This window comes from Rhizobium sp. NRK18, from assembly GCF_024385575.1.
Lineage (GTDB): Bacteria > Pseudomonadota > Alphaproteobacteria > Rhizobiales > Rhizobiaceae > JANFMV01.
Map to the genome: position 1 here is coordinate 1,351,275 of NZ_JANFMV010000001.1, position 24,074 is coordinate 1,375,348.

The 24,074-nt window shown below is 62.7% G+C and carries 24 protein-coding genes; 7 read left to right on the forward strand and 17 right to left on the reverse strand.

All coding sequences use genetic code 11. The annotated features are described in order from the left end of the window. Positions 1-37 precede the first annotated feature (37 nt). Positions 38-1,537 carry a hypothetical protein gene (locus tag NN662_RS06205; RefSeq protein WP_261929431.1) on the reverse strand — a complete coding sequence of 500 codons (1,500 nt, stop codon included), beginning with the start codon at positions 1,535-1,537 and terminating at the stop codon, positions 38-40. A gap of 121 nt (positions 1,538-1,658) precedes the next feature. Continuing rightward, entirely contained in the window at positions 1,659-1,970 is a 312-nt protein-coding gene (locus NN662_RS06210; protein ID WP_261929432.1) for a helix-turn-helix domain-containing protein, read from the reverse strand. A 144-nt stretch (positions 1,971-2,114) separates the two neighbouring features. Here NN662_RS06210 and NN662_RS06215 point away from each other — a divergent pair, with 144 nt between their 5' ends. After that, positions 2,115-2,495, forward strand: coding sequence for a GFA family protein (locus tag NN662_RS06215; RefSeq protein ID WP_261929433.1), 381 nt, complete (start codon positions 2,115-2,117; stop codon positions 2,493-2,495). A gap of 4 nt (positions 2,496-2,499) precedes the next feature. On the opposite strand, the gene NN662_RS06220 is transcribed toward NN662_RS06215, so the two are convergent. Both NN662_RS06220 and NN662_RS06225 read right to left on the reverse strand, forming a co-directional pair. Next, on the reverse strand, positions 2,500-3,240 hold the full coding sequence (locus tag NN662_RS06220) for a sulfotransferase family protein (RefSeq protein WP_261929434.1): 741 nt from the start codon (positions 3,238-3,240) through the stop codon (positions 2,500-2,502). Between the two features lie 145 nt (positions 3,241-3,385). Next, entirely contained in the window at positions 3,386-4,276 is an 891-nt protein-coding gene (locus NN662_RS06225; protein WP_261929435.1) for a LysR family transcriptional regulator, read from the reverse strand. A 96-nt stretch (positions 4,277-4,372) separates the two neighbouring features. On the opposite strand from NN662_RS06225, the gene glyA reads away from it, so the two are divergent. Then, entirely contained in the window at positions 4,373-5,689 is a 1,317-nt protein-coding gene (gene glyA / locus NN662_RS06230) for a serine hydroxymethyltransferase (protein WP_261929436.1), read from the forward strand. A gap of 48 nt (positions 5,690-5,737) precedes the next feature. On the opposite strand, the gene NN662_RS06235 is transcribed toward glyA, so the two are convergent. The 12 genes from NN662_RS06235 to NN662_RS06290 form a co-directional block, all read right to left on the reverse strand. Next, positions 5,738-7,021: a D-tagatose-bisphosphate aldolase, class II, non-catalytic subunit gene (locus NN662_RS06235; protein ID WP_261929437.1), complete on the reverse strand. Its 1,284-nt coding sequence runs from the start codon at positions 7,019-7,021 to the stop codon at positions 5,738-5,740. Then, on the reverse strand, positions 7,018-7,965 hold the full coding sequence (locus NN662_RS06240; RefSeq protein WP_261929438.1) for a sugar kinase: 948 nt from the start codon (positions 7,963-7,965) through the stop codon (positions 7,018-7,020). The genes NN662_RS06235 and NN662_RS06240 overlap by 4 nt, the downstream gene beginning before the upstream one ends. 105 nt (positions 7,966-8,070) lie before the next feature. Next, positions 8,071-9,057 carry an ROK family protein gene (locus NN662_RS06245; RefSeq protein ID WP_261929439.1) on the reverse strand — a complete coding sequence of 329 codons (987 nt, stop codon included), beginning with the start codon at positions 9,055-9,057 and terminating at the stop codon, positions 8,071-8,073. A gap of 15 nt (positions 9,058-9,072) precedes the next feature. Then, positions 9,073-9,774, reverse strand: a complete 702-nt coding sequence (locus NN662_RS06250; RefSeq protein ID WP_261929440.1) for a ribulose-phosphate 3-epimerase — start codon at positions 9,772-9,774, stop codon at positions 9,073-9,075. Then, positions 9,767-10,588, reverse strand: coding sequence for an alpha/beta fold hydrolase (locus NN662_RS06255; protein ID WP_261929441.1), 822 nt, complete (start codon positions 10,586-10,588; stop codon positions 9,767-9,769). Before NN662_RS06255 ends, NN662_RS06250 begins: the two co-directional genes overlap by 8 nt. Then, positions 10,585-11,418 (reverse strand): sugar phosphate isomerase/epimerase family protein, encoded by an 834-nt coding sequence (locus NN662_RS06260; RefSeq protein ID WP_261929442.1) that lies wholly within the window; start codon positions 11,416-11,418, stop codon positions 10,585-10,587. Before NN662_RS06260 ends, NN662_RS06255 begins: the two co-directional genes overlap by 4 nt. Then, on the reverse strand, positions 11,418-12,494 hold the full coding sequence (locus NN662_RS06265; protein ID WP_261929443.1) for a Gfo/Idh/MocA family protein: 1,077 nt from the start codon (positions 12,492-12,494) through the stop codon (positions 11,418-11,420). Before NN662_RS06265 ends, NN662_RS06260 begins: the two co-directional genes overlap by 1 nt. 19 nt (positions 12,495-12,513) lie before the next feature. Continuing rightward, the gene (locus NN662_RS06270) at positions 12,514-12,636 is read right to left on the reverse strand and encodes a hypothetical protein (RefSeq protein ID WP_261929444.1); all 123 of its coding nucleotides are present in this window, start codon (positions 12,634-12,636) and stop codon (positions 12,514-12,516) included. A 221-nt stretch (positions 12,637-12,857) separates the two neighbouring features. Further along, positions 12,858-13,892: a LacI family DNA-binding transcriptional regulator gene (locus NN662_RS06275; RefSeq protein ID WP_261929445.1), complete on the reverse strand. Its 1,035-nt coding sequence runs from the start codon at positions 13,890-13,892 to the stop codon at positions 12,858-12,860. A gap of 128 nt (positions 13,893-14,020) precedes the next feature. Further along, complete coding sequence (locus tag NN662_RS06280; RefSeq protein WP_261929446.1) at positions 14,021-14,704, reverse strand: HAD family hydrolase; 684 nt, start codon at positions 14,702-14,704, stop codon at positions 14,021-14,023. Further along, positions 14,701-16,125, reverse strand: a complete 1,425-nt coding sequence (locus tag NN662_RS06285; RefSeq protein WP_261929447.1) for an ROK family protein — start codon at positions 16,123-16,125, stop codon at positions 14,701-14,703. Before NN662_RS06285 ends, NN662_RS06280 begins: the two co-directional genes overlap by 4 nt. Positions 16,126-16,143: 18 nt before the next feature. Then, complete coding sequence (locus NN662_RS06290) at positions 16,144-17,061, reverse strand: tagatose-bisphosphate aldolase (protein ID WP_261929448.1); 918 nt, start codon at positions 17,059-17,061, stop codon at positions 16,144-16,146. Between the two features lie 247 nt (positions 17,062-17,308). Here NN662_RS06290 and NN662_RS06295 point away from each other — a divergent pair, with 247 nt between their 5' ends. The 4 genes from NN662_RS06295 (at position 17,309) to NN662_RS06310 (ending at position 21,356) form a co-directional block, all read left to right on the forward strand. After that, positions 17,309-18,220: a sugar-binding transcriptional regulator gene (locus NN662_RS06295; RefSeq protein WP_261929449.1), complete on the forward strand. Its 912-nt coding sequence runs from the start codon at positions 17,309-17,311 to the stop codon at positions 18,218-18,220. 236 nt (positions 18,221-18,456) lie between these two features. After that, complete coding sequence (locus NN662_RS06300) at positions 18,457-19,446, forward strand: ABC transporter substrate-binding protein (RefSeq protein WP_315972583.1); 990 nt, start codon at positions 18,457-18,459, stop codon at positions 19,444-19,446. Between the two features lie 106 nt (positions 19,447-19,552). Continuing rightward, positions 19,553-20,617 (forward strand): ABC transporter permease subunit, encoded by a 1,065-nt coding sequence (locus tag NN662_RS06305; protein WP_261929451.1) that lies wholly within the window; start codon positions 19,553-19,555, stop codon positions 20,615-20,617. After that, complete coding sequence (locus tag NN662_RS06310; protein ID WP_261929452.1) at positions 20,610-21,356, forward strand: ATP-binding cassette domain-containing protein; 747 nt, start codon at positions 20,610-20,612, stop codon at positions 21,354-21,356. Before NN662_RS06305 ends, NN662_RS06310 begins: the two co-directional genes overlap by 8 nt. Before the next feature lie 101 nt (positions 21,357-21,457). On the opposite strand, the gene NN662_RS06315 is transcribed toward NN662_RS06310, so the two are convergent. Next, entirely contained in the window at positions 21,458-22,495 is a 1,038-nt protein-coding gene (locus tag NN662_RS06315) for an aldo/keto reductase (protein ID WP_261929453.1), read from the reverse strand. A 263-nt stretch (positions 22,496-22,758) separates the two neighbouring features. Between NN662_RS06315 and NN662_RS06320 the strand changes: the two genes are divergently transcribed. Continuing rightward, the gene (locus tag NN662_RS06320; RefSeq protein ID WP_261929454.1) at positions 22,759-23,664 is read left to right on the forward strand and encodes a LysR family transcriptional regulator; all 906 of its coding nucleotides are present in this window, start codon (positions 22,759-22,761) and stop codon (positions 23,662-23,664) included. Positions 23,665-24,074: the final 410 nt, after the last annotated feature.

A 24,074-nucleotide genomic window follows, 5' to 3' on the forward strand; every position in this document is an offset into this window, starting at 1 on the left:
GCTCGCGGCTCCCTGTTTCCGGTTTCCTCGGCGCGCGCTAGCCGTTGGTTTCGGCCACGATGCCGTTCAGCACGCTTTCGATCCCCGGATGCGGCTGGATGAGGGCCTTCGGATAGGCCATCAGATCGACACCGAAGGTGTTCATCTCGTCGAGCATGCCGGGGGTCTGTTTCTGTCCGGACGGCGCCGAGGAGACCGTGCCGTTCAGGATCTGGTCCAGCAGGTTCTGCGCCTGGTCGTAGGAGATGTTCTGCTGCTTGTCGAGGAAGCCGACGAACTGCTTGTAGTCGTTTGACGTGGGATCGAGTATCGAGGCTTTCAGGCCGGTGACGTAGTAGGTGTAGTTGAAGTTGAAGGTGACCTTCTTCACCGAGGTGCAGGGCGAGGTGAACTCCTGCTGGCTGGAATCGACCTCGATCCGGTAGTATTTGAGCTTCGGGAAGTAGATCGTCGTGTCGCTGCCGGCGGCGACCGGCACGGCTTCGTGGCACTGTCCGAGAAGGGCCGTCGCAAAGGTCCGGCTGCGATCGTCCCAACTCCCGCGCAGCGTGTCGCCGACACTGGTGATAAAGTTGCCGACCTGGCTGATGATGCTCGCCGGCACGACGGCGGCATCGAAGATCAGCTTGAGGAAGCTGGTGTTGAATTCCGCGATCACCTGCGTTGCCGAATAGGTTTCGTTGGTGACGCTGAAATTGGTCAACCCGCCGGCCTGCGCCAGCATCATCTTGATCATGTCGTTGACGGCCGGATCCCATTTGGTCTTGGGCACGACGTCGCCGGGGGGAACCTTTGCCGGGTTCTTGACGAGGAAGTCGAAGACGGGCTCGCGGATGGTCGAATAGAAGTTCGAGATCTTGTCGCAGACGGCGCGACCGGTCTTGAATTCAGGATTGTTGGTGACGAAGGACGAGGACAGGTTTACGAAGGAGATCAGTCCGTCGCTGTCGGAGAACGCGTCCTGGTTGGCGGCGGCGAGTGCCTTGACGTCCGTCGGCTTGGTGGTGCTAAGGATTTCCTCAAGCGTTGTGTGTGCCACTTCGAGCATGCGCATGGCGGTTTCCTCCCGGTTGGATTGTTGGCGGTAAGCGGTGCGGCGAACACCGCGTCTGGGCAGGTCCTCGGGGACGAGGAGATTGGCGGCCTGATGCGGCGGTGGGTAGGCGGTCGGATAACCGCAGATTACCCAGTTTGAGGTCATGCCGGGCACGATGTAGCCGGGTATGCTGGCATCGGGGATCCAGATGTAGGTGGTGTCCGGCCTCTGCTCGTTTCCGTAGGGATTGACCGGGGTCCCGCCGGCAGGCTGCGTTCCGACGACATATTTCGAGCCGCCCCAGACATGGGGCGGATGGGTGGACACCGGGACCCAATAAGATCCGCCGCCGAAGCGGGCGACTTCATAGTGCTGGTGATGCGTGACAGACCAGTTCCAGGTGGCGGTTATGTTGGCAAAGACATTGTTGTGTCCCTGCCAGACCTGAACCCCGGCCCATCCGGCGATGGTGGTTCCGGGAAGATAGAGTGTTCTCGGCATGTCCGTTCCTCCATAAGTGGATTGCAGGGCCATGGTCGAGCGCTGGCGACAGTCTGTAAACTATTCTAGATTGCATTAGTGCAATTGTAACATCTTATGATTGCGTTGACGCAATTCCGACCTAGATCCTGCTGAACAGGTCTCGCAATGCGGCCTTTGCATCCGGCGGCAGTCGCCGCAGGGCGTCGAGCTCGTTTGATACAGGCAGGGCTGTCGGCGACATGTCGCCCTTGCCCATCAGCAACCAGTCGATCGAAATGTCGAGCGCTTCCGCGAGCCGGACGAGATTGTCCGAGCTTATCGGCTGTCCCTGCAGCCATCTTGTGACGGTGCTCGGGCTCACGCCGAGCTCATGCGAAAACGCAAAGAGCTTGCGCCGCCGCTTTGTTTCCATCGCGGTGCGCAGACGCGCGCTGACAGCTTGGGTGTCCATCGATCTCCCCTGGAGCGTATGAATCTTGATAAAACATCTATGCGTGCATGTTTCAACTGTACTGTCGTAAAAAGTGTGTCTGGTTGTGAATGCAATCTCTGCCGGGTTCCTCTAGTCTAAGCTCGACGAACAGGAGATTTGCTGATGCATCGGGGTTCATGTCTGTGCGGCGCCGTCCGCTTCGAAGTCGCGGGAGCGCTGTCTGCGCCGGACGCCTGCCATTGTTCGATCTGCCGCAAGCAGTCCGGCCACTACTTCGCCTCCGCCAATGTGGCGAAGGATAGCCTGACAGTTGCGGGTGAAGAGAACGTCACATGGTATCAGTCGTCGGCAAAGGTGCGCCGCGGCTTCTGCTCGGTCTGCGGCTCATCGCTGTTCTTCGACCCACCGCACCGCGACTGGATCGCCATCGCCATGGGCGCTTTCGACGGACCGACCGGGACGCATCTGGAGATGCATATCTTCGTCGCCGACAAGGGCGATTATTACGAGATCGCCGACGGCCTGCCGCAGAACGCACAGTGACGTCTCAGGACAACATCCATATCAGGAGGCCAAGAACGGCGGCGATGCCCGCCACGCTGAGGCCAAGCATGATGTAGGCCCCCTTGATGACGTCGGCGATGACCTTCTTGACGGAGGCACGATCGTTGAGATTGGGAAACGGGGTCTGAGGCTCCGGCACGCCTAGAAACCTGCAGAGCGGGCCCCATCCCTCCGACACCTTGAACACCAGAAGCTTTTCCGGAGGCACCGCGGCCTTCACCTCGTCGATGTAGGCATTGTAGCGCGCGATCGCTCTCGCCTTGTCGTTCATCACGCCTTTCAGCGTGCGTCCCCACACCAGTTTGCGTGACATGTCGCCGAACTTCCGGCCGAAAGGCGTCAGCCACTCCAGCACCTTGAACTGCCAGAGTGTCTCGGTGAAGTAGATCGTATCGATGGTGCTGTCGTACCAGGCTTCCGCCCCTTTCGGATGCAGGGTCAGGATGACCTTGGCGTCGGGGTAGGCGACAAGAAGCTCCTGCCAGACACAGCAGGCGGGGTTGTCGACTGTCGCCTTGTAGTTGGCAAAGACCTGCTCCCATTCGAACTGCGTGCCCGGCTGCGAATTGGCAACCTTGTGCCAGAAGTCCAGATGTCCCTTGTTGGCCTTGTTCAGAATGACTTCCTGCATGTGATAACAGGGAAAGCCGAGCTGATTGAGTGCCGCGAACGTGGACCATGTGCCTGTCCGGCCAAAGCCCGCCCCGATGACTTGCAGTGCCATGATATCCCCCCCGCAGCACCACGGCCAGTCAACCCAGCTTGACCAGCATAAGGAGATCAGAGTGCGCCCAAAACGCACTCTCGGCAATAGAGTGGCTCCCACACTGAAAACGGCCGCTGAAATCCCTCCAATCACGCCCGTCGGGTTAGGCTGTGCCTAGCTCCCTCAGCAGACGGACAATTGTCATCGCCTCGGGGCTGGCGGTCTTTTCCGGCAGAGCTTCGAGGACCAGCGCCTTGCCGGTCAGGTGGCTGCGGTCGAACAGGCGGGTGAGCTGCCCCGATGCAACGGCGGGGGCGACAAGCGCGTGGTGGCCCATGAGCACACCGGCCCCGGCCTTGGCCTCTTCCAGCGCCAGGCTGTAGAGCGAATAGCGCGGCCCTTGTGGCCCGCCTGGAAAGGACAGGCCTGCGCTCGCAAGCCAGAGGTCCCAGTCCTCCTCCCACGATCGGTCGAACAGCAGCGGCACCGTCTCAAGGTCTTCCGGTCTGGCGATCTGGGCAGCCAGCGACGGCGCGCAGACCGGAAAGATCAGGTCCTCTTCCAACACGGTCTCCGACGGCAGGCCCATGGGTTTGCGGATGAACAGCGACAGGTCGAAGAGCTCGCGCTTCAGGTTCGGCGCGTTTTCCAGCGCCGTGACCGACAGCCTTATGCCGGTCAGGTGCCGACGGATGCCGCTCAGCCGCGGCGACAGCCACAACTGCGCGATGCTGGGCATCGTGGCGATGTGGATGTCGGTGACCGGCCGGATGCCCTGCAGCGCCCTGACGGCTTCGCCGAGGTGATCGAAGGCGGCGACGAATTTCGGCAGCAGCGACTTGCCGACCGCGGTGAGCCGTACGCCTTGTGCGTGGCGGATGAACAGGTCGGCGCCGGTCCAGTCCTCCAGAGTGCGGATGTGCTGCGATACCGCCCCCGGCGTCACCGAAAGCTCTTCGGCGGCTTCGGCAAAGCTTTCCAGCCGGGCGGCGGCCTCGAAGGCGCGGAGCGCGTTGAGCGGCGGACCCTTGGGACGGGGAGGCGAGACCGGCATTTTCTACCCTCAGTTTTTCTAAACTCAAAAATAGCAAATCTGGTTTGCCGGGTCTTCTGGAAAATCGGATGCTCGCGCCAACAAAGGAGATCGGCCATGACATTGTCCCGCAGAAACTGGGTTCCCGAACAGTGTGAAACGCGCGTGCTGGAGATTGCCGGCGAGGTTGCCGAGCAGGCGTCCGGCGACGTGCTCGCCCGCGTCGAAGCGCTGGCGGAGCGCAACCGCGAGATCCACGAGAAGGAATGCTTCAATCTCAACCCGGCGACCAACGTCATGAACCCCAAGGCCGAGGCGCTGCTGGCTTCGGGCATCGGCACGCGCCCTTCGCTCGGCTATCCCGGCGACAAGTATGAGATGGGGCTGGAGGCGATCGAGGAGATCGAAGTGATCGCCGCCGAACTGGCGGCGGAAGTGTTCGACGCGAAATATGCGGAAATCCGCGTGCCGTCGGGCGCGCTCGCCAATCTCTTCGGCTTCATGGCGACCTGCAAGCCGGGCGACACGATCATCGCGCCGCCGGCCTCGATCGGCGGTCATGTGACGCATCACATTGCCGGCTGCGCCGGTCTCTACGGCCTGCGCACCGTTCCGGCACCCGTCCGTGCCGACGGCTATACCGTGGATGTCGATGGCTTGCGTGCGCTTGCCCGCAGCGAGCGGCCGCGCCTGATCACGGTCGGCGGCAGCCTCAACCTGTTCGAGCATCCGGTTGCCGAAGTGCGGGCGATTGCCGACGAGGTCGGCGCCAAGGTGATGTTCGATGCCGCCCATCAGTGCGGGATTATTGCCGGCAAGGCGTGGACGAACCCGCTGGATGCGGGCGCGCATTTCATGACGATGAGCACGTACAAGAGCCTCGGCGGCCCGGCCGGCGGGCTGATCGTCACCAACGAGGCGGAGATTGCCAAGGCGCTCGACGCTATCGCCTTCCCGGGCATGACCGCCAATTTCGATGCGGCCAAGTCGGCGGCGCTCGCCGTCACCATGCTCGACTGGCGCGATTTCGGTCAGGCTTACGCAGCGGAAATGATCCGCATGTCGATGGCGCTCGCCGAATCCCTGGCCCAGGAAGGCCTGCCGGTCTTTGCCGGCGCGGACGGCTATACCCGGTCCCACCAGTTCGCCATCGAGGCGGCTGAGTTCGGCGGCGGGCAGGCGGCGTCGAAGACGCTGCGCCGCGCCGGCTTCCTCGCCTGCGGCATCGGCCTGCCGATCGCGGACGTCAAGGGTGACATGAACGGTCTTCGCATCGGCACGCCGGAACTCACGCGCTGGGGCATGACGGCGGCCGACGCGCCGCGGCTTGCCAAGCTGATCGCCGCCGGCCTGAAGCGCAATGACCCGGAGGCGCTTGCGCCCGAGGTTGCCGAATGGCGCCGGACATTCGATACCGTGCACTTCGTCAACTAAAGACCGGCAATGGCTCCAGGAACGTGGCGGATCGATCTTCGCCACGTTTCAGTCGATGGCGTCGGCGTAGATGTCCAGGATGCGTTCGATGCTGGCGAGGATGAGGTCGTGCGCCATTGGCCTGACCTTTCCACTCTCGACGAGCGGTTCCAGATGGCCGAGATACTGGCTGATGAGCGGTCGCGGTATCCGAACTCCCTCAAGATCGGCAAGCAGCGCGGAAACGGCCGCTTGCGCTGCGGGGTCGGGCCAGTAATAGCGGATGCGGTCCGAAAACGAATAGTGCCGCTGGACGTACTGCTCCGCTTCGGTGCCGTGGTAGTACTTGCGCCAGTTGCCCGGCTTTTCCTGCATCAAACGCTCCATGCTCGCGGCGAGACTTTCCCGGCGGCTTTCCGGAACGAGAATGCCGGCGATGCTGTCGAGGCCGTAAAGCGCTTCCCTGAGCGCAAAGGTCAGCCACGGCCCGACCTTCAGGATGGCGAACCCGTCGTCGACGAGTTGGCGCAGCGCCTGCGGGCTCTGATAGTCCGTCGAATGGGCCTCGAGGACGAATTGCGGCATGTCGTTCAAAGTGGCGGACAGGCTGATTGCCTTCGCCGGCGCGTATTCCACGACGTCGGCATTCCCGAATTCGACGCCGGGCTGGACGACGACCCCGGTCACCCGTTCGAAGGCGCTTTCCAGCCCCAGCTTTGAAAACGCGTCCCGGTGGATTTCGACTGTCCGCAGCGCGTCTTCGGGCTTTGTGACTTCCAGATGGTCCAGCGCTTCCGAAGCGCCGCCTGGAACGGGCACTTCTGTGCCGATGATGTAGGCGGGCAGGGCGCCGCCGGTTGCCTCAACCGAGCGTTCGGCGGCGGCGGCAAGCGTTGCCGCGCGCCGGGCAATCACTTCGTCCGGCAGCGGCGTGGGGTCGTCGGAGGAGCTCATGCTGGTGTCGAGGTGCAGCTTGGTGAAGCCTGCAGCGGCGAAGGCTTCGATCATCGTTACGGCCTTTTCCATGGCCGTTTCCGCATTGAGTGCGGTCCACGGATTGGGGCCGAGATGATCGCCACCCAGCAGCAGCCGGTCGAGCGGAAAGCCGACCTTGCCGGCGATTTCTTCGACGAAGCTGCGGAAGTCTGCTGGCGTCATGCCGGTATAGCCGCCGTCCTGGTTCACCTGATTGCAGGTCGCTTCGATCAGCACCGGTCCCTCGCGACGAAGACCATGGCGAAAGGCCGCCTCGATCACCATCGGATGGGCCGAGCAGACGGAGACGATGCCCGGCCGTCGGCCAGCGCGCCGGGCCGCGGGCATGTCGGCGAATTGTCTGGTGACGCTGGTCATGCCCGATGCTCCTGGCTGGAAATGAATGCTTCGATGTCGGCTATGGCGTGAATGCCTTCCATCGGGCCTTTGCGCGTCACGGCTAGCGCGCCAGCCGCCGTGGCAATGCGCATGGCATGCTCCGGCTTGGCACCGCGAAGCCACATCGAGACGAAGGCTGCCCCGAAGCAGTCACCGGCCCCTGTTGGGTCGACTTCCTCGACCGGAAATGCGGTGCTCGTGACGGTCCGTTCCCGATCGACATAGACTGCGCCGGCAGCGCCTTTCTTCAGAACGACCACTGAAGGCCCTCGGACTAGAATGGACCGGATGGCTTCCGCTTCGGAATTTTCGTCCGTGAACAGGAACAGTTCGTCGCCGCTCGGCAGGAAGACGTCGGTCAGCTCGAAAACTTTCGCCAGTGCCTCACGCATGCCCGGCAGCGAGAGAATCTCGCGCCGGATATTGGGGTCGAATGACACGGTACCGCGCCGTTCCTTGATGGCGGCGATCCCCTGTAGCGCCACCTCGGTCGCTTCCGGTGAAAACAGGGAGGAGCCCATCACGTGCATATGATCGGCGCCCTGAACCAGCGCACGCGCTGCGTCGCCAAAGGCAAGCCCGCCCGCGGCGCTGTGCTTGATGTTGAAGACGAAATGCCGGCTGCCGTCACTGCGATAAGTGACGAATGCCGTGCCGGTCGGCAGCTCGGGATGGATCGTGATGGCTGAAACGTCGGCGCTCAGCGCTTCCAGCCGGCGAATGTTCAGTGTTCCGAAATCGTCGTTGCCGACACATCCGATCAGCCCGGCAGGCTGGCCGAGGGCCGCCGCCTGGCCGATGAAAATGGCGGGCGCGCCGGAGGGAAACGGTCCGACCAGCGGGCCGGCCGTCAGGAAGCTCTGGTCCAGCCTGTCCGCCATGATCTCGACGAGAATCTCTCCCGAAGTGACGATTTTCTTCACTGGCTCTCCCTCGTCCGTGTTTTGTGTGGGCACCGCCCCAAGCAGCTCTTCTGCCTCATGCCGGATGTATTACCCCTGTCTCGCGAATACGTCGAATGGCGAGCGTTAAAATTCCAGAACGCCCGGTTTCGCCACGGGATGAAATGCGAGATCTCGTCCCGGCAGGGCAAGAGCCGCGGCGCCGACAAGACCGGAATTCTGGCCAAGCGCGGCCCGCACCACCGGCACTTCGCGAAAGGCCGGCATGGCCCGCCGTGCGATATGATCCGCAATGCCGGCATGAAGCCGGTCGAATTCGTTCGACAGGCCGCCACCCATGACGACGATCTCGGGGCTGAGAATGTGGATGAGGTTGGTGATCCCGCGCCCCAGCGTCTCGGCTTCCTCGTCGATCAATTGATTGGCGAAGGTATCGCCGTCCCGGGCGGCGCGGAATATCGCCCGGCTGTTGATCGGACTGCCGTCCCGGCCGAGCACCGTGTCGGTTCGTTCGGTTGCACGCTGGCGCGCGCGCCGAGTGAAGGCCGTTCCCGACGCATAGGCTTCGAAGCATCCACGGTTGCCGCAAGGGCAGGGTTCTCCGTCCGGCGTGATGGTCATATGGCCGACATGGCCGGCCATGCCCATGCGGCCGCGAACGACGCGCCCGTCGGCGATGATGCCGCCGCCGATGCCGGTGCTGACGGTGACGTAGACGAGGCTGTCATATCCCTTTCCGGCGCCAAACTGCCATTCGCCGATGGCTGCGGCGATGCCGTCGTTTTCCAGCGAGACTGTGAGGCCGAACTGTCGTTCCAGTTCTGCGCGCAGGGGAAAGCCGGCAAAACCCGAAAGGGTGGGGATGTCGCTTGCAATGCCGGTGATGGTATCGACCGGCCCCGGCGTCGACACTCCGACGCCTGCCGGAGCGAGGCTCGGCCGCGAGGCGATCAGGCCACGGGCCAGGCCGAATATCTGGGAGAGCACCCGCTCGGGGCCGCCGGTCGCATCGGTTTCGTCCTCGTCCTGTGCGAGGATGTTGCCCCGTTCATCGACAAGCGCCGCGCGAACCGAGGTTCCTCCGAGATCGACACCTATGGCGAAATGCTCCATCGGAACTAGGCCTTCTCAAAGGGCGCGGAGCCAAGCCATGCGATCGGCGAGCGATGGCGCGTTGAAGGCCAGTGAACCGAGGACGACCGTTTCGGCACCGGCCTCTCGCAAAAGCGGCACGGTGTGTTCGCGGATCCCGCCATCGGCGGCGAGCACGATGCGATGGTCGGCGCCGCAATCGGTGATGATCTTCCTGGCTTCTGCCAGACGGTCGCCGGCCTTCTCGTCGAGACCTTGTCCTTTGACACCGATCGCGGTGCCGAGCAGGGTGATGAAATCGAGATGGGCGGCATATTTGCGGATCCGCTCCACCGGCGTTTCCACCCGCAACACCATGCCGGCCGCGACCCGGCGCTTGTCGAGGAGCTCCAGGGCCGCCTCGGCGACGCTCTCGTTTTCGACGTGCAGGCTGATCAGATCGGCGCCGGCATCGGCAAACTGTTCGATCTGCGGAAGGATGACATCGTCGGCGACCATGAAATGGACATGGATCGGTCGCTTCGACGCCTTGCGCACGCCGGCGACGAGGTCCGGGAAGAACAGCATGGCCGGGGCAAAGTGACCGTCGGCGACATCGACATGCAGGACGTCGACATAGTGTTCGACGCGGGCGAGGTCGTCGGCAAGCCGCATCAGATCGGCTGACCAGACGGAAAATTCGGCGATCAACCGGTCCTTCGGCAGGTCAGCGATCCAGGTCTTGTGTTGATCACTCATGGTCTTCGATCTCCTTGAGAAATTGTCCGAGAGCCCCGTGGAAGTCCGAGACATAGTGCGCGCGATCTTCCGCCTTGGGCGTGATCTTCACGAGGCGTGTGCCCGGAATTGTCTGGGCGAGAGCTTCGGCGTGGGAAAAGGGGTGGATGATGTCGCGATCGTGGCCGATGACGAGCGTCGGCACGGTGATGGCGGCGATATCGGCCTCGCTGACGCCGGGGCCGTCATTCGAGATCGAGGTCAGGAGCGCGGCCGTCATTGCAATGGGCTCCCTCGAAAAGAAGCCCGTGAGCGAGGCGAGATTGTCGGGGGCTTCCTTCGCGAGCCGTTGTCCGGTCTCGCTGGCGAGGAAGGCAGCCTTGGCTTCTTCCGGCGGCAGGGTTTGCAGCAGATGGCCGACTTCGGCATTCGGCCGCATGTTATGCGGCGCGGCCGCCGCGATCCAGGCGGGCCGCGCGAGGATGAGGGCACGCACGAGATCGGGTCTCGTGACCGCAAGCCTCAGCGCGATCGCCGCGCCCATCGATATGCCGCCCACCACCACCGGCGCCGTCAGCCGCGTTTCGATAAAGGCGGCGACATCTTCGGCGAAAGTGGCGATCGACAAGCGGGAAAGATCTCCGGCCCCGGAGCTGCCGTGCCCGCGCGCTTCGATCGTGATGCGGCGATAGCCCGGCAGGGGCGGGCAGGCTTCGGCGGTCTGCTTCGCGTCGCCGCAAAGGCCGTGCTGGAAGACGACCGGGATACCCGCCTCGTCGCCGTCGACGTTGAGGACCGTTCCATCACCGGTTTCAAACGGTCCAAGGCTCGTCATGCGGACAGGGCCTTCAGATGATTGGTGAGGAAGATGGCGACGTCCTTGGCCTCGGAGGCGGCAAGGCCGTGCGTGACGAGGCTGCCCGAGAAGCCGATCTCCGTCAGCTTGCCCAGATAGTGGCCGTAGTCGAGAACGCCCTTGCCTGCGGTTGCAAAACGGCCGTCCGGATAGCGATCCTTGGCATGCGCCATCACGATGCGGTCGGCGAGGAGGTCGATGGCGGCGGATACCGTGCGCCTCCGCTCCTCAGGCGTCGCCACCTCGAACAGGTTCGCCGGGTCGAGCACGATCTTCAGTCGCGGGCTCTGAAGTTCGGCGATCAGCCGGCGTGCCTTTTCGGCCGAGTTGATGACATTGGCCAGTTCCGGCTCAATGCCGAGATCGACATCATGGCGATCGGCGATCTCCACGGCGATGGCCATCGCGTCCACAAGATCGCGCCAGGCCTCCGGCGTGTTGTTGTCGGGGTGCTCTTTCCACTGGTCGATCGGATCGCGGGTGCCGGTGCAGAGCGTGATGAGCCGGGTCGACATCGCTGCCGAGCTTGCCGCGATCGTCTCCAGCCTGCGGTGTCCGGCGGTGCGTACGGCCGGATCGGGATGGATCATGTTGTAGGTGCCGGACACGGCAACGATGTCGACACCGGTGCGTGCGGCGGCGCCGGCGACGCGCTTGGCGTCGGCCTCGTCGATGACGTCGGGCATGGAGGGAAGGCCGGAGCAGGCCATGTTGTACTGGGCCGAGCCGAAACCGGCCGCGGCAACCGCTTCAAGGACCGTCAGCGGGTCCTTGCCATCGAAGGTCTTGGCGAATATCCCGAGCTTCATCAGACACCGCCCGAGACATCGGCAAGTGCGACCGGCTTGCGGCTTTCGACTGAGCGGGCGATCGCGACCATCGCCTGGACCGAGGCGAGGCCGTCGTCAATGTTTGCGCCTTCCATGGCCGCGCCATCGAGAATGGTGCGGGCAAAGCCCTCAAGCTGACGGCGGTAGAAATGGCCGTCCGCGCCCAGCACCCGGTGGGTGGCACCATCGGCCTCGCGGAAGATGTCGACCTCGCTCGACTTGTAATACCAGGGGTTATAGGTCTTGCCGAGAATGCTGCCGTTCTGGCCGTAGATCTGAAAACCTTCGTGCCAGTCCATGCGGACCTGAACCGTCAGGTCGAGATGACCGAGCGTGCCGGAGGCGAATTCCACGTCAACGAACCAGCACCAGATTCCGGCGCGCTCGGAAAGCCTTGCATCCACCGAAATGATATCTCCGGCGAAATAGCGCGCCGTGTCGATCAGGTGGCAGCCATGGGCGAGCATGTAGTAGCGGCGCAGGTCCGCCTTCGGATTGGTCGACGGCTTTTTCGCGTTGGCGCTGGTGACGATCAGCGGCTGGACCGCATCGGTCATCGGATAGCGGTGCGTGCTGTCGCAATACCAGGCCTTGAGCGCAACCAGCTCTCCCATCTCGTCGCGGATGAAGGATTTGGCGGCCTGCAGACCCGGATCGAAGCGCTTCATGTGGCCGACCTGGAAGACCTTGCCCGAACGGGTCACGGCCGCCTTCAGGTCGCGGCATTCCTCGACGGTGAGGCCGACAGGTTTTTCGCACAGCACATGCTTGCCGGCTTCGAGCGCCCGGATGGAGGCGGGGACGTGGAAGGCATCCGCGGTCGCGATGATCACCGCGTCGAGATCGGGATCGGACAGCATCATGTCGTAGTCGTTGTAGCTCTTCTCCGCGCCATGGGCGACGACCATGCGCTCGCGCAGGTCGTCCGCGACATCGCAGATTGCATAGAGATCGGCATTGGCAGCCTTGGTGCAGCTTTCGAAATGGGCGGCCTGGGCGATCTGGCCGGCGCCCAACACACCGACGCGGAGACGTTTTTCCTGCTTTGCGGGCATGATATCCTCAATGGTTCCTTCAGAGCGTCAGGTGGGTCTGGGGATGGACGAAATGCAGCTTCGACTTGTCGATCGCCGAACGTGAGGCGTTCACCGCCAGCAATTCGGATGCGCAACAGGGCCTGCTATTGACAAACGCCATATTGAACTCCTCCAGTCGCACGGATGCGGTCCCGGCAGGGCATGCCTCCGGTCCTCCTCTCCTTCAATGGCACCCGAGTGTAGGGTGGTGTCAAGAGTCTATTTGTCAGGGCGGAGCAAGTTTCTGCTCGGGAATTTTGTCAAGTTATTGAATTAAAAAGATTATAGGAGAAAATTATTGTTTTCTCTGTGAGATATTATTTTTTATCGCGCGTAACTTTCTCAAGCGGATTCCCGCATCATCAGAGTGGCTTCCAGGATAATCCGGCTGGGTACGGCCTTCCTGGCATCGCTCTCCTCGTCGATGATGCTCAACAGCATTTCCACGGACCGCGCCGCGATTTCCGGAGCGTTCTGCGCCATGGTGGTCAGCGACGGGCAGGTGTAGCGGCTCAGCGGATGGTCGTCATGGCCGGCGATCCGGATGTCCGATCCTTCCGACCTGCCGATCTTCAGGCCCGAGGCAAACGCCGCAGCCATGGCGCCAAAGGCAAAACGGTCATTTGCGCAGAGAATCGTCTTGCCGGGGAGGGCGCCTTTCTCCAGCATGCGGCTCATCTGCTCGTAGCCCAGCCGCTCGAATTCCCATGAGGGCGTCGCGTCGCACGGAATGACAAGTGGTTCATGGCCTTCACGGATCATCGTCGAGCGATAGCTTTCGGTTCGCTCGTTGGTGTTTTCCATCATGTGCGGTACGTCGAGGAAGAGCGGCGGCTCGCCGGACCGGCAGAGATACTGAACGATCGCGGCCACGCTCTGGGCATTGTCGTTGCCGACGAAGGGCAGATTGAAGCTGGACGGGCTGTCGAAGCAGACGACCGGAATGGCGTCCTTCAGCCGTTCGAGCGCTCCGCGTCGCGAACTGAAGCCCATCGGGGCGACGATGGCGCCCGCCACCTTCAGCGACAGAAGCGTGCGCACGGCTTCTTCCTCGAGATCGGGACGTGTATGCGAAGAAAATTGAATCGGCCAGAAACCCCGGTCACGCAGTTCCAGCTCGATCATCGATACGACCTGCACATAGAAGGGATCGGCCATGCTGGGTATCAGGATGCCGATGTTCTTCGTCCGCTTTCGGTTCAGGTGACGCGCAAAGAGGTTGGGCTCGAAATTCGACTTCTTCAGCGCGGCCTCGATGCGCTTGCGCGTTGTCTCCTTGACCTGTGACGGATCGTTGAAATACTTCGACAGTGTCGGACGCGACACGCCGCAGGCGCCGGCAAAATCGTCCATCGACTTGTACGTTTTCTTCGCCATGTCATCCCCCAGAGGTCGTCAGAGGCCTTTGATCCGCTGACAGTTCCTCATCCGCGCGTAAATCAGAATTCGCCGGTGCGTCAACGGCAATACCCTGAAAAAGCGCAATTTGCTCAAGGCTAGCAATCTCACGCCATCGCCTGCTCCAGCCTTTGCAACGTGTCTGGCAGAAGGCGCATGTCGGCGATGGTCGCGCTCGCACCGGCGGATCTTAGCTTCGCGGCGTGGCCGGGATAGCTGTGCCCGCCGCCGGTAAAGCCGATGACGGTCATGCCGGCTGCAACGCCGGCTTCGACGCCGTGGACGCTGTCTTCGACCACCACGGTTCTGGCTGGGGCAACGGCCATTCTTTCTGCGCCATGCAGAAAGATGTCAGGCTTCGGCTTGGAACGGCCCGGACCGAGATCCTTTGCCGAGAAGATGTTCGGAGCAAAGAAGTCTTTCAGGCCGACCTTGCCAAGGAGCAGGTCCACACGGCTGAACTTGGTGTTGGAGCAGACGCAGCGTTTCCTGCCGAGCGTTGCCAGCGTTTCTGCAACGCCGCTGATGGCCTCGACTTCCAGCGGCAAGCGCTGGTCGAGAAGTTGCTCCAGCCGGCCCGCAAGTTTGCCGGAAAGGTCCAGGCCGCTTTCCCGCTCAGCGATCTTGAGAATCTGGTCCCAGGGCAGGCCGGAAAAACGTTCCGCGACTTCCGGCGCCGTGACGGGATAGCCGGAAGCCGTCAGCAGGTCCGCTTCGATATGGACGCCGATCGCTTCGGAATCGATCAGCACGCCGTCGCAATCGAAGATGACCAGTTCGAAGCCGTTCATTGTTGCGGGCCTTTCAATGCGTTTGTCACCCAGTCGGCAAGGGCGTCGTCGTCCGGCACTTTCGTCGTGTCCAGATCGAAGACCGGCCCACGGCCGGCGGGCGTCGCCCGTTCGGCAAGGGCGATCAGCTCGGGAATGTAGGCTTCTCCGGGATGGCCCGGGAGGCGCGAGGACAGTCGCGCGCGGTAGCGTTCGGCAAGCACGTCCCCCGGCGCGTGGCACCAGATTTCGGCGAGCGCGGTGATGCCGGCGTGGGCGATGCCTTCGTCCAGCAGCTCGAGCGGCTGGAAGCCGAACCATGCGTCGACGATGAAGGTCGAGCCCGCAGGGGCGGCGGCGATGATGTCCCATATCGCCTTGTAGCTCGCCTTGCCGAGCCGGCGGTTGAAGAGACGGTCGACATTCTCGATCTCGGCGAGAAAGGGGTTCTTGACCGTGTCCAGCGCCAGGATCGGCCAGCCGGTCCGGGATGAAAGGGCTGCGGACACCCGGCTCTTGCCGGTGGCCGGAATGCCGTTGACCATGACCAGCCGTTTTCCGGCAGATGGTGCAGGCTGCACGAGATCGAGACCGGCAAGCGCCGCGCCGATCACCCCGGCATCGTCGCCAAGGAGGGCCGGGGCGACCGGCACGTCGTACCATGAGGTCTCCGCCGGCAGTTGCTCCAGTGCCTTGACGGCGCTTTCGCCGAGGCCTCCGCCTAGCAGGAGAATGTCAGGGTCGAAGCTTGCCGAAAGCGATGAAATCGCGGCGCGGAGCGGTCCGGCCCAATTGTGGATCAACGATCGTGCGTCGTCATTTCTATCGGCGTCGGACAGCGCTTCTTCGCAGGTGTAGCCCGTCGGAAATCCAATTTCGGATGCGAGGCGGCGGAACGAAGTGCCCGAGGAATACATCTCGACGCAGCCGGACTGGCCGCAGACGCAGCGGACGCCGCCTTCGCTGACGATCAGGTGGCCCAACTGACCTGCCGACCGGCGGCCGCTGACGATCTTGCCGTCGAGCATCGCCGCGCCGCCAATTCCGGTGCCGATGGTCAGCATGACGATGTTGGACAGGCCGCGACCGGCGCCGGCGCGGGCCTCGGCAACGAGTGCCATGGAGCAGTCGTTGGCGACCGCCACGGGTCTGGCGAAGCGCTTGCCGAGAATGCCGGCGACATCGACGCCCGCAAGGTTCAGGAAGCCGCCGGACAGGACCTCTCCGGTATGGGCGTTGACGCGGCCCGGAATGCCGACGCCGATCGCTTCGAACGCGCTGTCATCGATCTCCGTCACAAGCTCGATGAAGATCTGAACGGCCCGTTCGGGATCGCGCGTTCCGTCGACGATCTTCTTGCGCAGGATCGCTCCCGTCTCGTCGACAAGCGCCACACGAATGCGCGTGCCGCCAACGTCGAGGCCGACAGAGGTTCTCGCCATGTCTGCTGCTCCCGGAACTCAAGCCGCCTTGCGGTAAGCCGGACGGTAGTACTTGCGGATGATCGCCTGCAACTCCTTGAGGCGCGGCACAGCGATCGTCGTCAGCTTTTTCTCCGTCTCGGCGCGGTCGAGAGAGATGCAATCCTTCCAGAGCGAGCGACCGGCAATCACGCCCGACGCGCCGTTGCTCATGGCTGCCTCGACCTGGCCGAGGAACGTGGAGTGATCGACGCCGGCCGAGAGCACTGCCCAGGGCGTGCTACCGCAGATGCGGGTCACTTCCGCGCAAGCTTCCGGCGAACCCGGATAGGGGATTTTCAGGACCTTGGAGCCGAGATCAAGGCAGGCACGGCAACCGTCCTGGATGAGGTATGGTAGCCTGGCTTCGTAGCCTTCCTTGCTTTCGCCTTCCAGCCGGTAGGTCAGGAACTCGACGACGAGCAGCAGATCCTCGCGGGCGAAATCCTCGATGCAGGATTTGAGGATCTCCAGGTTCTGGGTGTTCGCGGCGGGGGTGTCCATCCGCAGATAGATCATGATCTTGCCGCCGGTGCCGCCAAGTTCGCGCACGCGCCGGGCATCAACGCCCTCGACAAGCTTCGACAGGCGATAGCCTTCGGGCGATGTGTCCCAGCCGGACGCATCGAGCCCGATGAGAAGGCCGGTGTTCTTCGGCAGAAGCCATTCGTCGACGATCATGGGGACCGCGCAGATCGGGTCCACCAGCACGCCGCCAGCTGCGCTCGCGAGATGACGCGCGATGTCTGCCTTGGTGAGGCCGAGCGTTTCGTTGCTGATCTTTGCCTGCTCCTCCGGAGTCGCGGCCAGCACCTGGCGCATGCCGCCGCGCTGGTCGCAGGCGATCACCATCATCGCGCCTTCGTCGCCGCAGATCTGTTGGTAGCCCCTGAGTTCGGCTGTGGTCATTGCGGACACTGTCATTCTCCTTCGACGTCTCTACGGTCAGTTGCACGTTCTGTATGGCAAGGCCGTTTCCGGCCGCACGAAGACCGCCCGCTCGGACGACTGTCCGCGGGAGATGCTTCCATCCCTGTTTCTTATTTCGGTCGTTGCGAAACGACGGTAATTAAGCGATAACTTTCGATGTGTCGTGTAACACATTTCAGAAAGGAATTGCAAGCTGGCTGTTCAGCCCAATCAGGAAGGCCCTGCGAGCCGCGCCATGTTGCATATGGTCGCGAAGCTTCACTATGTCGAGGAAATGGCACAGGTGGACATTGCCCGCCGGCTCAAGCTGTCCACTGCAACGGTGTCACGCATGCTGCAGAAGGCGCGTTCGCTTGGGATTGTGAAGATCGAGGTCATGGACCTTGTGGCGCCGAACGAAGTCGCCGAAGAGCTCGCCGAACTGCTGGGCCTCAAGGGTGTGGCGGTGGCCGAAACCGTGTCGCCGGGAATGGTCGGCGCCCTGGCCGCGCCGCTTGCCGATCTTCTGAAGGAGGCTGGCTTTGCCAGCGGATCCGTTGTCGGCATCGGCTGGGGGAGGGCGATCCGCGAGGTGATCTCGGCGGGACTGCCACGGCTTGGGGGCGTTACGGTGGTGCCGCTGAACGGTGGCCTGCAGCAATCGGCGGCGCATTTCCAGATCAACGAATTCGTCCGGCAGGCGGCCGAGCAGATGGGCGGCGAGCCGCGTTTCCTTCATGCGCCTTACGTTTCGTCCCCGGAACTGCGAGCAGCGTTCCTGGCCGATTCGGGGGTCAACGACACCGTCTCGCTCTGGGATAAGCTGGACTGCGCGATCGTCGGTGTCGGTCTGCCGCATCCTATCAATCCGCCGGAGGCGAGCGCTGCGACTGCGAGCGAAAAGGCGCTGACCGAGGCGGTTGGCGACGTCATCCGTCACTATTTCGACCATGACGGCAAGACCGTGTCGTGGGAGGGCGAGGAGCGGATGATTGCGGCGTCGCGCGAGCAATTGGGGCGCGCCCGGCTGTCGATTGCGGTGGCGGCATCGCCGGAGAAGGCTGCCGGGCTCATCGGCGCGGTGCGATCAGGCATGGTCAATGCCATCGTGACGGATACGGCGACGGCGCAGGCCATCATCTCGATGTTGATGCCCTCGCGGGGCTGAGGGCCTGCCTCAATCCGGAACATTTGTCAGCCCCACCGTTTGCACCGATTAGACGATATTCATTCAGTCACTTACGGGCGGACGCTGATAGCGAACCGCAGCGCCGGAACGCAAAGAAATTCATTTCAGGAAGAAATTGCGCTTGACGTGAGTAAAGTTTTGCGTCGAGTATGCGCCGGCATGACGCTTTGGGAGATAGCGTTCAGCAACCAATAAGTGTTCCAAAGGAGGAGACTATGGAACGTCGTTCATTCTTTAAGGCCACGGCCGCTGTCGCCCTGGTAGGCGCCGCCGTAATGACTGCCGACAACGCAGGCGCCCAGGACAAGAAATTCAAGATCACCCTCATTCCCGGCCTGACTACCGATGCCTTCTACATCACGATGCGCAAGGGCGCGCAGGCTGCTGCGGACGCGCTTGGTGTCGAGCTGGATTTCCAGGGCGCGCCCGACTTCAACCCGGTAACGCAGGTTCCGGTTCTCGATGCCGTAATCGCCAAGAAGCCGGATGCAATCCTGATCGCGCCGACCGACAAGGCACAGCTGGTTCAGCCGCTGAAGAAGGCAAACGATGCCGGCATCCCGGTCGTGACCGTTGATACCTTCATTGGCACCGGCAAGTACCAGACTGGCTCGGGCGATGCCGATTTCCCGATTTCCTACGTCGCCTCCGACAACGTGCTCGGCGGTGCCATGGCAGCCCGTGCGCTTGCCAAGGCCGTCGGCGAAAAGGGCAAGGTTTACGTTTCCAACGTCAAGCCGGGCATTTCGACGACCGACCAGCGCGAAGAAGGCTTCAAGTCGGCAATGAAGGAATTCCCGGGTATTACCGTTCTCGACACCCAGTTCAACGACAATGATGCCAACAAGGCTGCGTCCCAGCTGCAGGCCGTCTATGCCCGCAACTCGGATCTGGTCGGCGTTTTCGGCGCCAACCTGTTTTCGGCACTCGGTGCTGCCAACGGCGTTCAGCAGGCCGGCCAGACCGGCAACATCAAGGTCGTCGCCTTTGATGCGCCGACCAGCATTGTCGACAACATCAAGTCCGGCCTCGTCGACCTGGCGATTGCGCAGCATCCTGCGGAAATCGGCTATTACGGCGTCGTCACGGCCTATGCCCATCTGACGGGCAACTCGGTTCCGACCGCAATCGGCACCGGCTTCACCGTCATCGACAAAGCGAATGTCGACGATCCGAACGTAGCGAAGTTCATCTATTCGGATTGAGACCGCTCCTCCCGAGCGCAAGGCGGCACCCGCACCCGTTGCGGGTGCCGTTCTCTCGGAAGCGACCGAGTGCTTCCCTCCATCTGACGACAGTCCGGGATCACGCATGACCGATCAAAAGACTCTCTCCGGCGAACCAGAGCATCACGTGGCGCCGCAGGCCGATCACGACGAGATGGCCAAGACCATCGTGCAGCGGATCGCCCAGCTCAGGGCCTGGCTTTTCCTGGCCTTTCTCATCTTGACCTTCGAAATCTGGTCGCGGGTTTCCTTCGGCGGAACGTTCGTCGGATCGCAGTTCAACTGGCAATCCATTGCGGTCTTCGCCGTGGCGCCGTTGCTGATCGCCGTTGGTCAGACCTTTGTCATCATTTCTGGCGGCATCGATCTTTCGGCCGGCTTCATCATGGGCCTTGCGGCCGTCGTTGCCGCGCATGTGACGAACCTTGCCGGCGGCTTCATGCCACCCGTGCCGGCCATGCTTTGCGGCATCGTCGCGGCAATCGTTATTGCCGGCGTTCCGGGCATGATCAACGGGCTCCTCATTTCACGGCTCAAGGTCCCGCCCTTCATCGGTACGCTGGGCATGTTCGGCGTTGCGCGCGGCACGGCATTCCTTCTGGCCGGTGGCACCACGGTCCCCGTGGCGAATGCGGCGTTTGCGCAGCTCGGCAACGGACGCTTCTTCGGCGTTCCTTATCTGGTGATCGTCACAGCGGCATTCCTGCTGATCATGCACTACATCCTGAGCCAGACCCGTTTCGGCCAGCACAATTATGCGATCGGCGCGAATGCGCAGGCCGCCAGACGCTCCGGCATCGACATCAAGGCGCATATCCTGAAGCTCTACATTCTCTCGGCCATGTGTGCCGGCCTCGGCGGGGCGCTCTATGCGGCGCGCTTCACGGCCGGTGCCGCGCAGGCCGGCGAACCGCTGCTGCTCGATTCGGTCGCTGCCGTCGTCATTGGCGGAGCCTCGCTCTTCGGCGGCTCCGGCTCCGTTATCGGCACGATCGCCGGCGCGCTTGTCATCGCGGTCATCCAGTACGGACTGGTCTTCGTCAACGTGGAGCCCTTCTGGCAGTTCATCGCCGTCGGCACGGTCATCATCATTTCAGTCCTGATCGATCAGGCTCAGCGCCGCTTCAGCGGAGGTAAACAGGATGAATAGTCAGGCTCCGCTTCTGGAAGTCCGCAATCTTTCGCGCCATTTCGGCGCGGTGAAGGCCCTGCAGGAATGCTCGATGATGGTCCGGGCCGGGGAGGTCGTGGCGCTGGCCGGCGACAACGGTGCGGGCAAGACGACCATGATCAAGGCACTGTCCGGCGTCTATCCGCCAACCTCCGGCGAGATCTTCATCGAGGGCAAGCCGGTCGAATTCTCTTCTCCGCAGGAAGCGCGCATGAAGGGGATCGAGACGATCTACCAGGATCTGGCGCTCGCAGATAACCTGTCGATCGGCGCCAACATCTTCCTAGGGCGCGAGCCGATGACCAAACGCTTCGGCTTTCTGCCGGTGCTTGACCGCAAGGCGATGGCGGATGCGGCGCGCGAGACGATGGCGAAGCTCGATTTCCATGTGAAGCGCCTGGATGCGCCGGTGTCGAACTTCTCCGGCGGCCAGCGTCAGGCGGTGGCGATCGGCCGTGCGGTCTACTGGAACGCCAAGATCCTGATCATGGACGAGCCGACGGCCGCCCTCGGCGTGCCTGAGCAGCGCAAGGTGATCTCCCTCATCAAGGCCCTGAAGGCACAGGGCAGGGGCGTGATCTTCATCTCGCACAATCTCCAGGACATCTTCGCCGTGTCCGACCGCATTGTCGTCCTGCGCCGCGGCGTGGTGGCCGGCGAAAGGGCGATTTCGGAGACGGATCACTCGGAAGTGGTCAAGCTTATGATCGGCGGCTGACAGCCGTCGATCCGACGCTGTGTGCGTAGATATCGTCTCCTGCCGTCCGTCGTTTCCATCCTCAGGTCGGGTCTGGGCGGCGCGTCGGGACTTGCCGATTTCTAATCGACAATCGGCGGATTGAGACGCGCGAAGCCCTCCTGACGACGATAGGGAAAATGCGGGTAGGGCGCGGTGACCGCACTTGCTTCATCGAGCTTCGCGATCTGCTCGGGTGACAATGCCCAGCCGACAGCGCCGAGGTTCTGGCCAAGCTGCTCTTCATTGCGCGCGCCGATGATGACGGAGGAAACGGTGGGTCGGGTGGTGAGCCAGTTGAGCGCGACCTGCGGCACGGTCTTGCCTGTTTCCTCGGCCACCTCGTCAAGGGCGTCAACGACGCGGTACAGACGCTCGTCTTCGACGGGAGGGCCGAAGCTTGCCGTCTCGTGCAGGCGGCTGCCATCGGGCACCGGCGTACCGCGCCGGATCTTGCCGGTGAGCCGGCCCCAGCCGAGCGGCGACCAGACCAGCGCACCCAGTCCCTGATCGGCCCCCAAAGGCATCAGGTCCCATTCATAGTCGCGGCCGATCAGCGAGTAATAGACCTGGTTGGCGACATAGCGCGGCCAGCCGTAGCGATCGGCGACCGCCAAGGCCTTCATGATTTGCCAACCGGAGAAGTTCGACACGCCGACATAGCGGATCTTGCCGGCCCGCACGAGCGTATCGAGGGTGGAGAGAACCTCCTCGACCGGTGTGTGGGCGTCGAAGGCGTGCAGTTGAAGAAGGTCTATATAGTCGGTGTCCAGACGTTTCAGCGCATCTTCGACGGCGCGGATCAGGCGGAAACGCGACGAGCCTGCATCATTCGGCCCGTCGCCCATCGGCAGGCTGGCCTTGGTCGAGATCAGCACGCTGTCCCGCCTTCCTTTCAGTGCTGCGCCGAGCACGTCTTCCGATGCGCCGTTTGAATAGACATCGGCGGTGTCGAACAATGTGACGCCGGCTTCCAGGCAGATATCGATCAAACGACGCGCCTCCTCGACATCCGTGGTCCCCCAGGCGCCGAACAGAGGGCCCGTTCCGCCGAAGGTGCCGGCACCCAAACTCAAAACGGGAACCTTGAGGCCCGAACGGCCGAGAAAGCGATAGTCCATGATCTGATCCTTTGTCATGTCAGAGGAAGAAGAGTGAGCGGCGTGAATTCGGTGCGTGCCGGCGAGGGCAATGTCAGTCGGCGCAGGGTTTTGGTCCTGCGTCTGCCTTGCGGACGACGGCGGCAGCGCCTCGGCTGTCACGCGCATGGGGAAATAAAGGCATGATCTGTCTCGCAATTTTCAAGTTCGAGACAAGACATAGACCCGTATCTTAAGGTGATATAGTATGCCGAAAGGAACATCATTTGTGAATTGAAGGACCAATGGCTCGCTCCGAGATCAACCGGACCAGTGAGATGGAAGTCTTCGTCTGCGTCGTGGAACACGGAGGCTTTTCGGCTGCCGCGCGCGCTTGCCGCATGACGCCTTCCGCCGTCAGCAAGCTGATCAGCCGGCTCGAGGCGCGGCTCGGCGCGCGCCTGGTCAACCGCTCCACACGGGCCTTCCAACTGACGCCGGAGGGTTGCACGTTTTATGAACGCGTCACCCGCATTCTGGCGGATATCATGGATGCTGAACGCAACGCTGGAGCCGGCGAGCAGCCGGTGGGACGCATCCGGCTCAATACCAGCAAGTCATATGCCGCCCACATCCTCGCGCCGATCCTGCCGGAATTTCTGGACCGCTATCCGGGAGTCACGGTCGATCTCGTCGAAACCGATATGGTGATCGATCTATTGGCCGAGCGGACCGATGTGGCGGTGCGTGCCGGTCCTCTCAAGAGTTCCAGCCTTGTTGCCCGCAAGCTCGGCGACACGGCGATGAGCGTGGTTGCCGCGCCATCCTATCTCGCCCGGTTCGGCGAGCCGGTGACGCTGGAAGATCTCGAGCAGCACAACCGTCTCGGCTTCGGCTATGCCCGCGCCGTCGACGGCTGGCCGATGAAGACGGAAGAGGGGACGGCGATCGTGCCCGCCGTCGGGCGCGTTCAGGCGAGCGACGGGGAGGGATTGCGCCGGCTGGCACTGAACGGCGTCGGCCTGGGGCGCCTCGCCGCGTTCACCGTCCGTGAGGATATCGCCGCCGGTCGTCTTGTGCCGGTTCTCGAACACCTGAACCCCGGTGATCGCGAGGCCTTCCATGCCATCCACATCGGCCAGGGAGGACCTCTGCCGTCCCGGGTGCGCGCTCTGCTCGACTTTCTGGCCGAGCGTGGACGGATTTCATGACATTGTCGCTCATGGTGTCACAAGGCAGCAATCGCAGTGGCATGCCGGCAATCTGCTCGCAAACGGTTTTGCTCTGAGAGAATTGGAGCGCCGCGCCGGGTGAAGACGAGAACTGTATCTACGCTGTAGCCCTCCTTTAAGCCGAGTTGATGCGGCGCGCCAATCGCGACGGAGAGTGGCAGGCGGATGTCGCTGGATCCGATCCGACGGAGCCGATCCAGCGACATCAATGACCATTAGCATGAAGTGCGCGGGTGCCCTTCCATACTGGACGCAGAGTGAACATCGGCGTGTCATTGATGCCCAGATTGAGGTGCTGTTCGAACAGATATCCATTTGCGGCGTGTCGTTCAGGTCTTCGTGGATTTCATGACGACAGGCATGGTTTCCACCCCGCAGACAGACAGGAT

Excerpts from the sequence above, each read along its gene's own strand:
- NN662_RS06205 (WP_261929431.1), bottom strand. The coding sequence starts at position 1,537 with ATGCCGAGAACACTCTATCTTCCCGGAACCACCATCGCCGGATGGGCC.
- NN662_RS06210 (WP_261929432.1), bottom strand. The coding sequence starts at position 1,970 with ATGGACACCCAAGCTGTCAGCGCGCGTCTGCGCACCGCGATGGAAACA.
- NN662_RS06215 (WP_261929433.1), top strand. The coding sequence starts at position 2,115 with ATGCATCGGGGTTCATGTCTGTGCGGCGCCGTCCGCTTCGAAGTCGCG.
- NN662_RS06220 (WP_261929434.1), bottom strand. The coding sequence starts at position 3,240 with ATGGCACTGCAAGTCATCGGGGCGGGCTTTGGCCGGACAGGCACATGG.
- NN662_RS06225 (WP_261929435.1), bottom strand. The coding sequence starts at position 4,276 with ATGCCGGTCTCGCCTCCCCGTCCCAAGGGTCCGCCGCTCAACGCGCTC.
- glyA (WP_261929436.1), top strand. The coding sequence starts at position 4,373 with ATGACATTGTCCCGCAGAAACTGGGTTCCCGAACAGTGTGAAACGCGC.
- NN662_RS06235 (WP_261929437.1), bottom strand. The coding sequence starts at position 7,021 with ATGACCAGCGTCACCAGACAATTCGCCGACATGCCCGCGGCCCGGCGC.
- NN662_RS06245 (WP_261929439.1), bottom strand. The coding sequence starts at position 9,057 with ATGGAGCATTTCGCCATAGGTGTCGATCTCGGAGGAACCTCGGTTCGC.
- NN662_RS06250 (WP_261929440.1), bottom strand. The coding sequence starts at position 9,774 with ATGAGTGATCAACACAAGACCTGGATCGCTGACCTGCCGAAGGACCGG.
- NN662_RS06255 (WP_261929441.1), bottom strand. The coding sequence starts at position 10,588 with ATGACGAGCCTTGGACCGTTTGAAACCGGTGATGGAACGGTCCTCAAC.
- NN662_RS06260 (WP_261929442.1), bottom strand. The coding sequence starts at position 11,418 with ATGAAGCTCGGGATATTCGCCAAGACCTTCGATGGCAAGGACCCGCTG.
- NN662_RS06265 (WP_261929443.1), bottom strand. The coding sequence starts at position 12,494 with ATGCCCGCAAAGCAGGAAAAACGTCTCCGCGTCGGTGTGTTGGGCGCC.
- NN662_RS06270 (WP_261929444.1), bottom strand. The coding sequence starts at position 12,636 with ATGGCGTTTGTCAATAGCAGGCCCTGTTGCGCATCCGAATTGCTGGCG.
- NN662_RS06275 (WP_261929445.1), bottom strand. The coding sequence starts at position 13,892 with ATGGCGAAGAAAACGTACAAGTCGATGGACGATTTTGCCGGCGCCTGC.
- NN662_RS06280 (WP_261929446.1), bottom strand. The coding sequence starts at position 14,704 with ATGAACGGCTTCGAACTGGTCATCTTCGATTGCGACGGCGTGCTGATC.
- NN662_RS06285 (WP_261929447.1), bottom strand. The coding sequence starts at position 16,125 with ATGGCGAGAACCTCTGTCGGCCTCGACGTTGGCGGCACGCGCATTCGT.
- NN662_RS06295 (WP_261929449.1), top strand. The coding sequence starts at position 17,309 with ATGTTGCATATGGTCGCGAAGCTTCACTATGTCGAGGAAATGGCACAG.
- NN662_RS06300 (WP_315972583.1), top strand. The coding sequence starts at position 18,457 with ATGGAACGTCGTTCATTCTTTAAGGCCACGGCCGCTGTCGCCCTGGTA.
- NN662_RS06305 (WP_261929451.1), top strand. The coding sequence starts at position 19,553 with ATGACCGATCAAAAGACTCTCTCCGGCGAACCAGAGCATCACGTGGCG.
- NN662_RS06310 (WP_261929452.1), top strand. The coding sequence starts at position 20,610 with ATGAATAGTCAGGCTCCGCTTCTGGAAGTCCGCAATCTTTCGCGCCAT.
- NN662_RS06315 (WP_261929453.1), bottom strand. The coding sequence starts at position 22,495 with ATGGACTATCGCTTTCTCGGCCGTTCGGGCCTCAAGGTTCCCGTTTTG.
- NN662_RS06320 (WP_261929454.1), top strand. The coding sequence starts at position 22,759 with ATGGCTCGCTCCGAGATCAACCGGACCAGTGAGATGGAAGTCTTCGTC.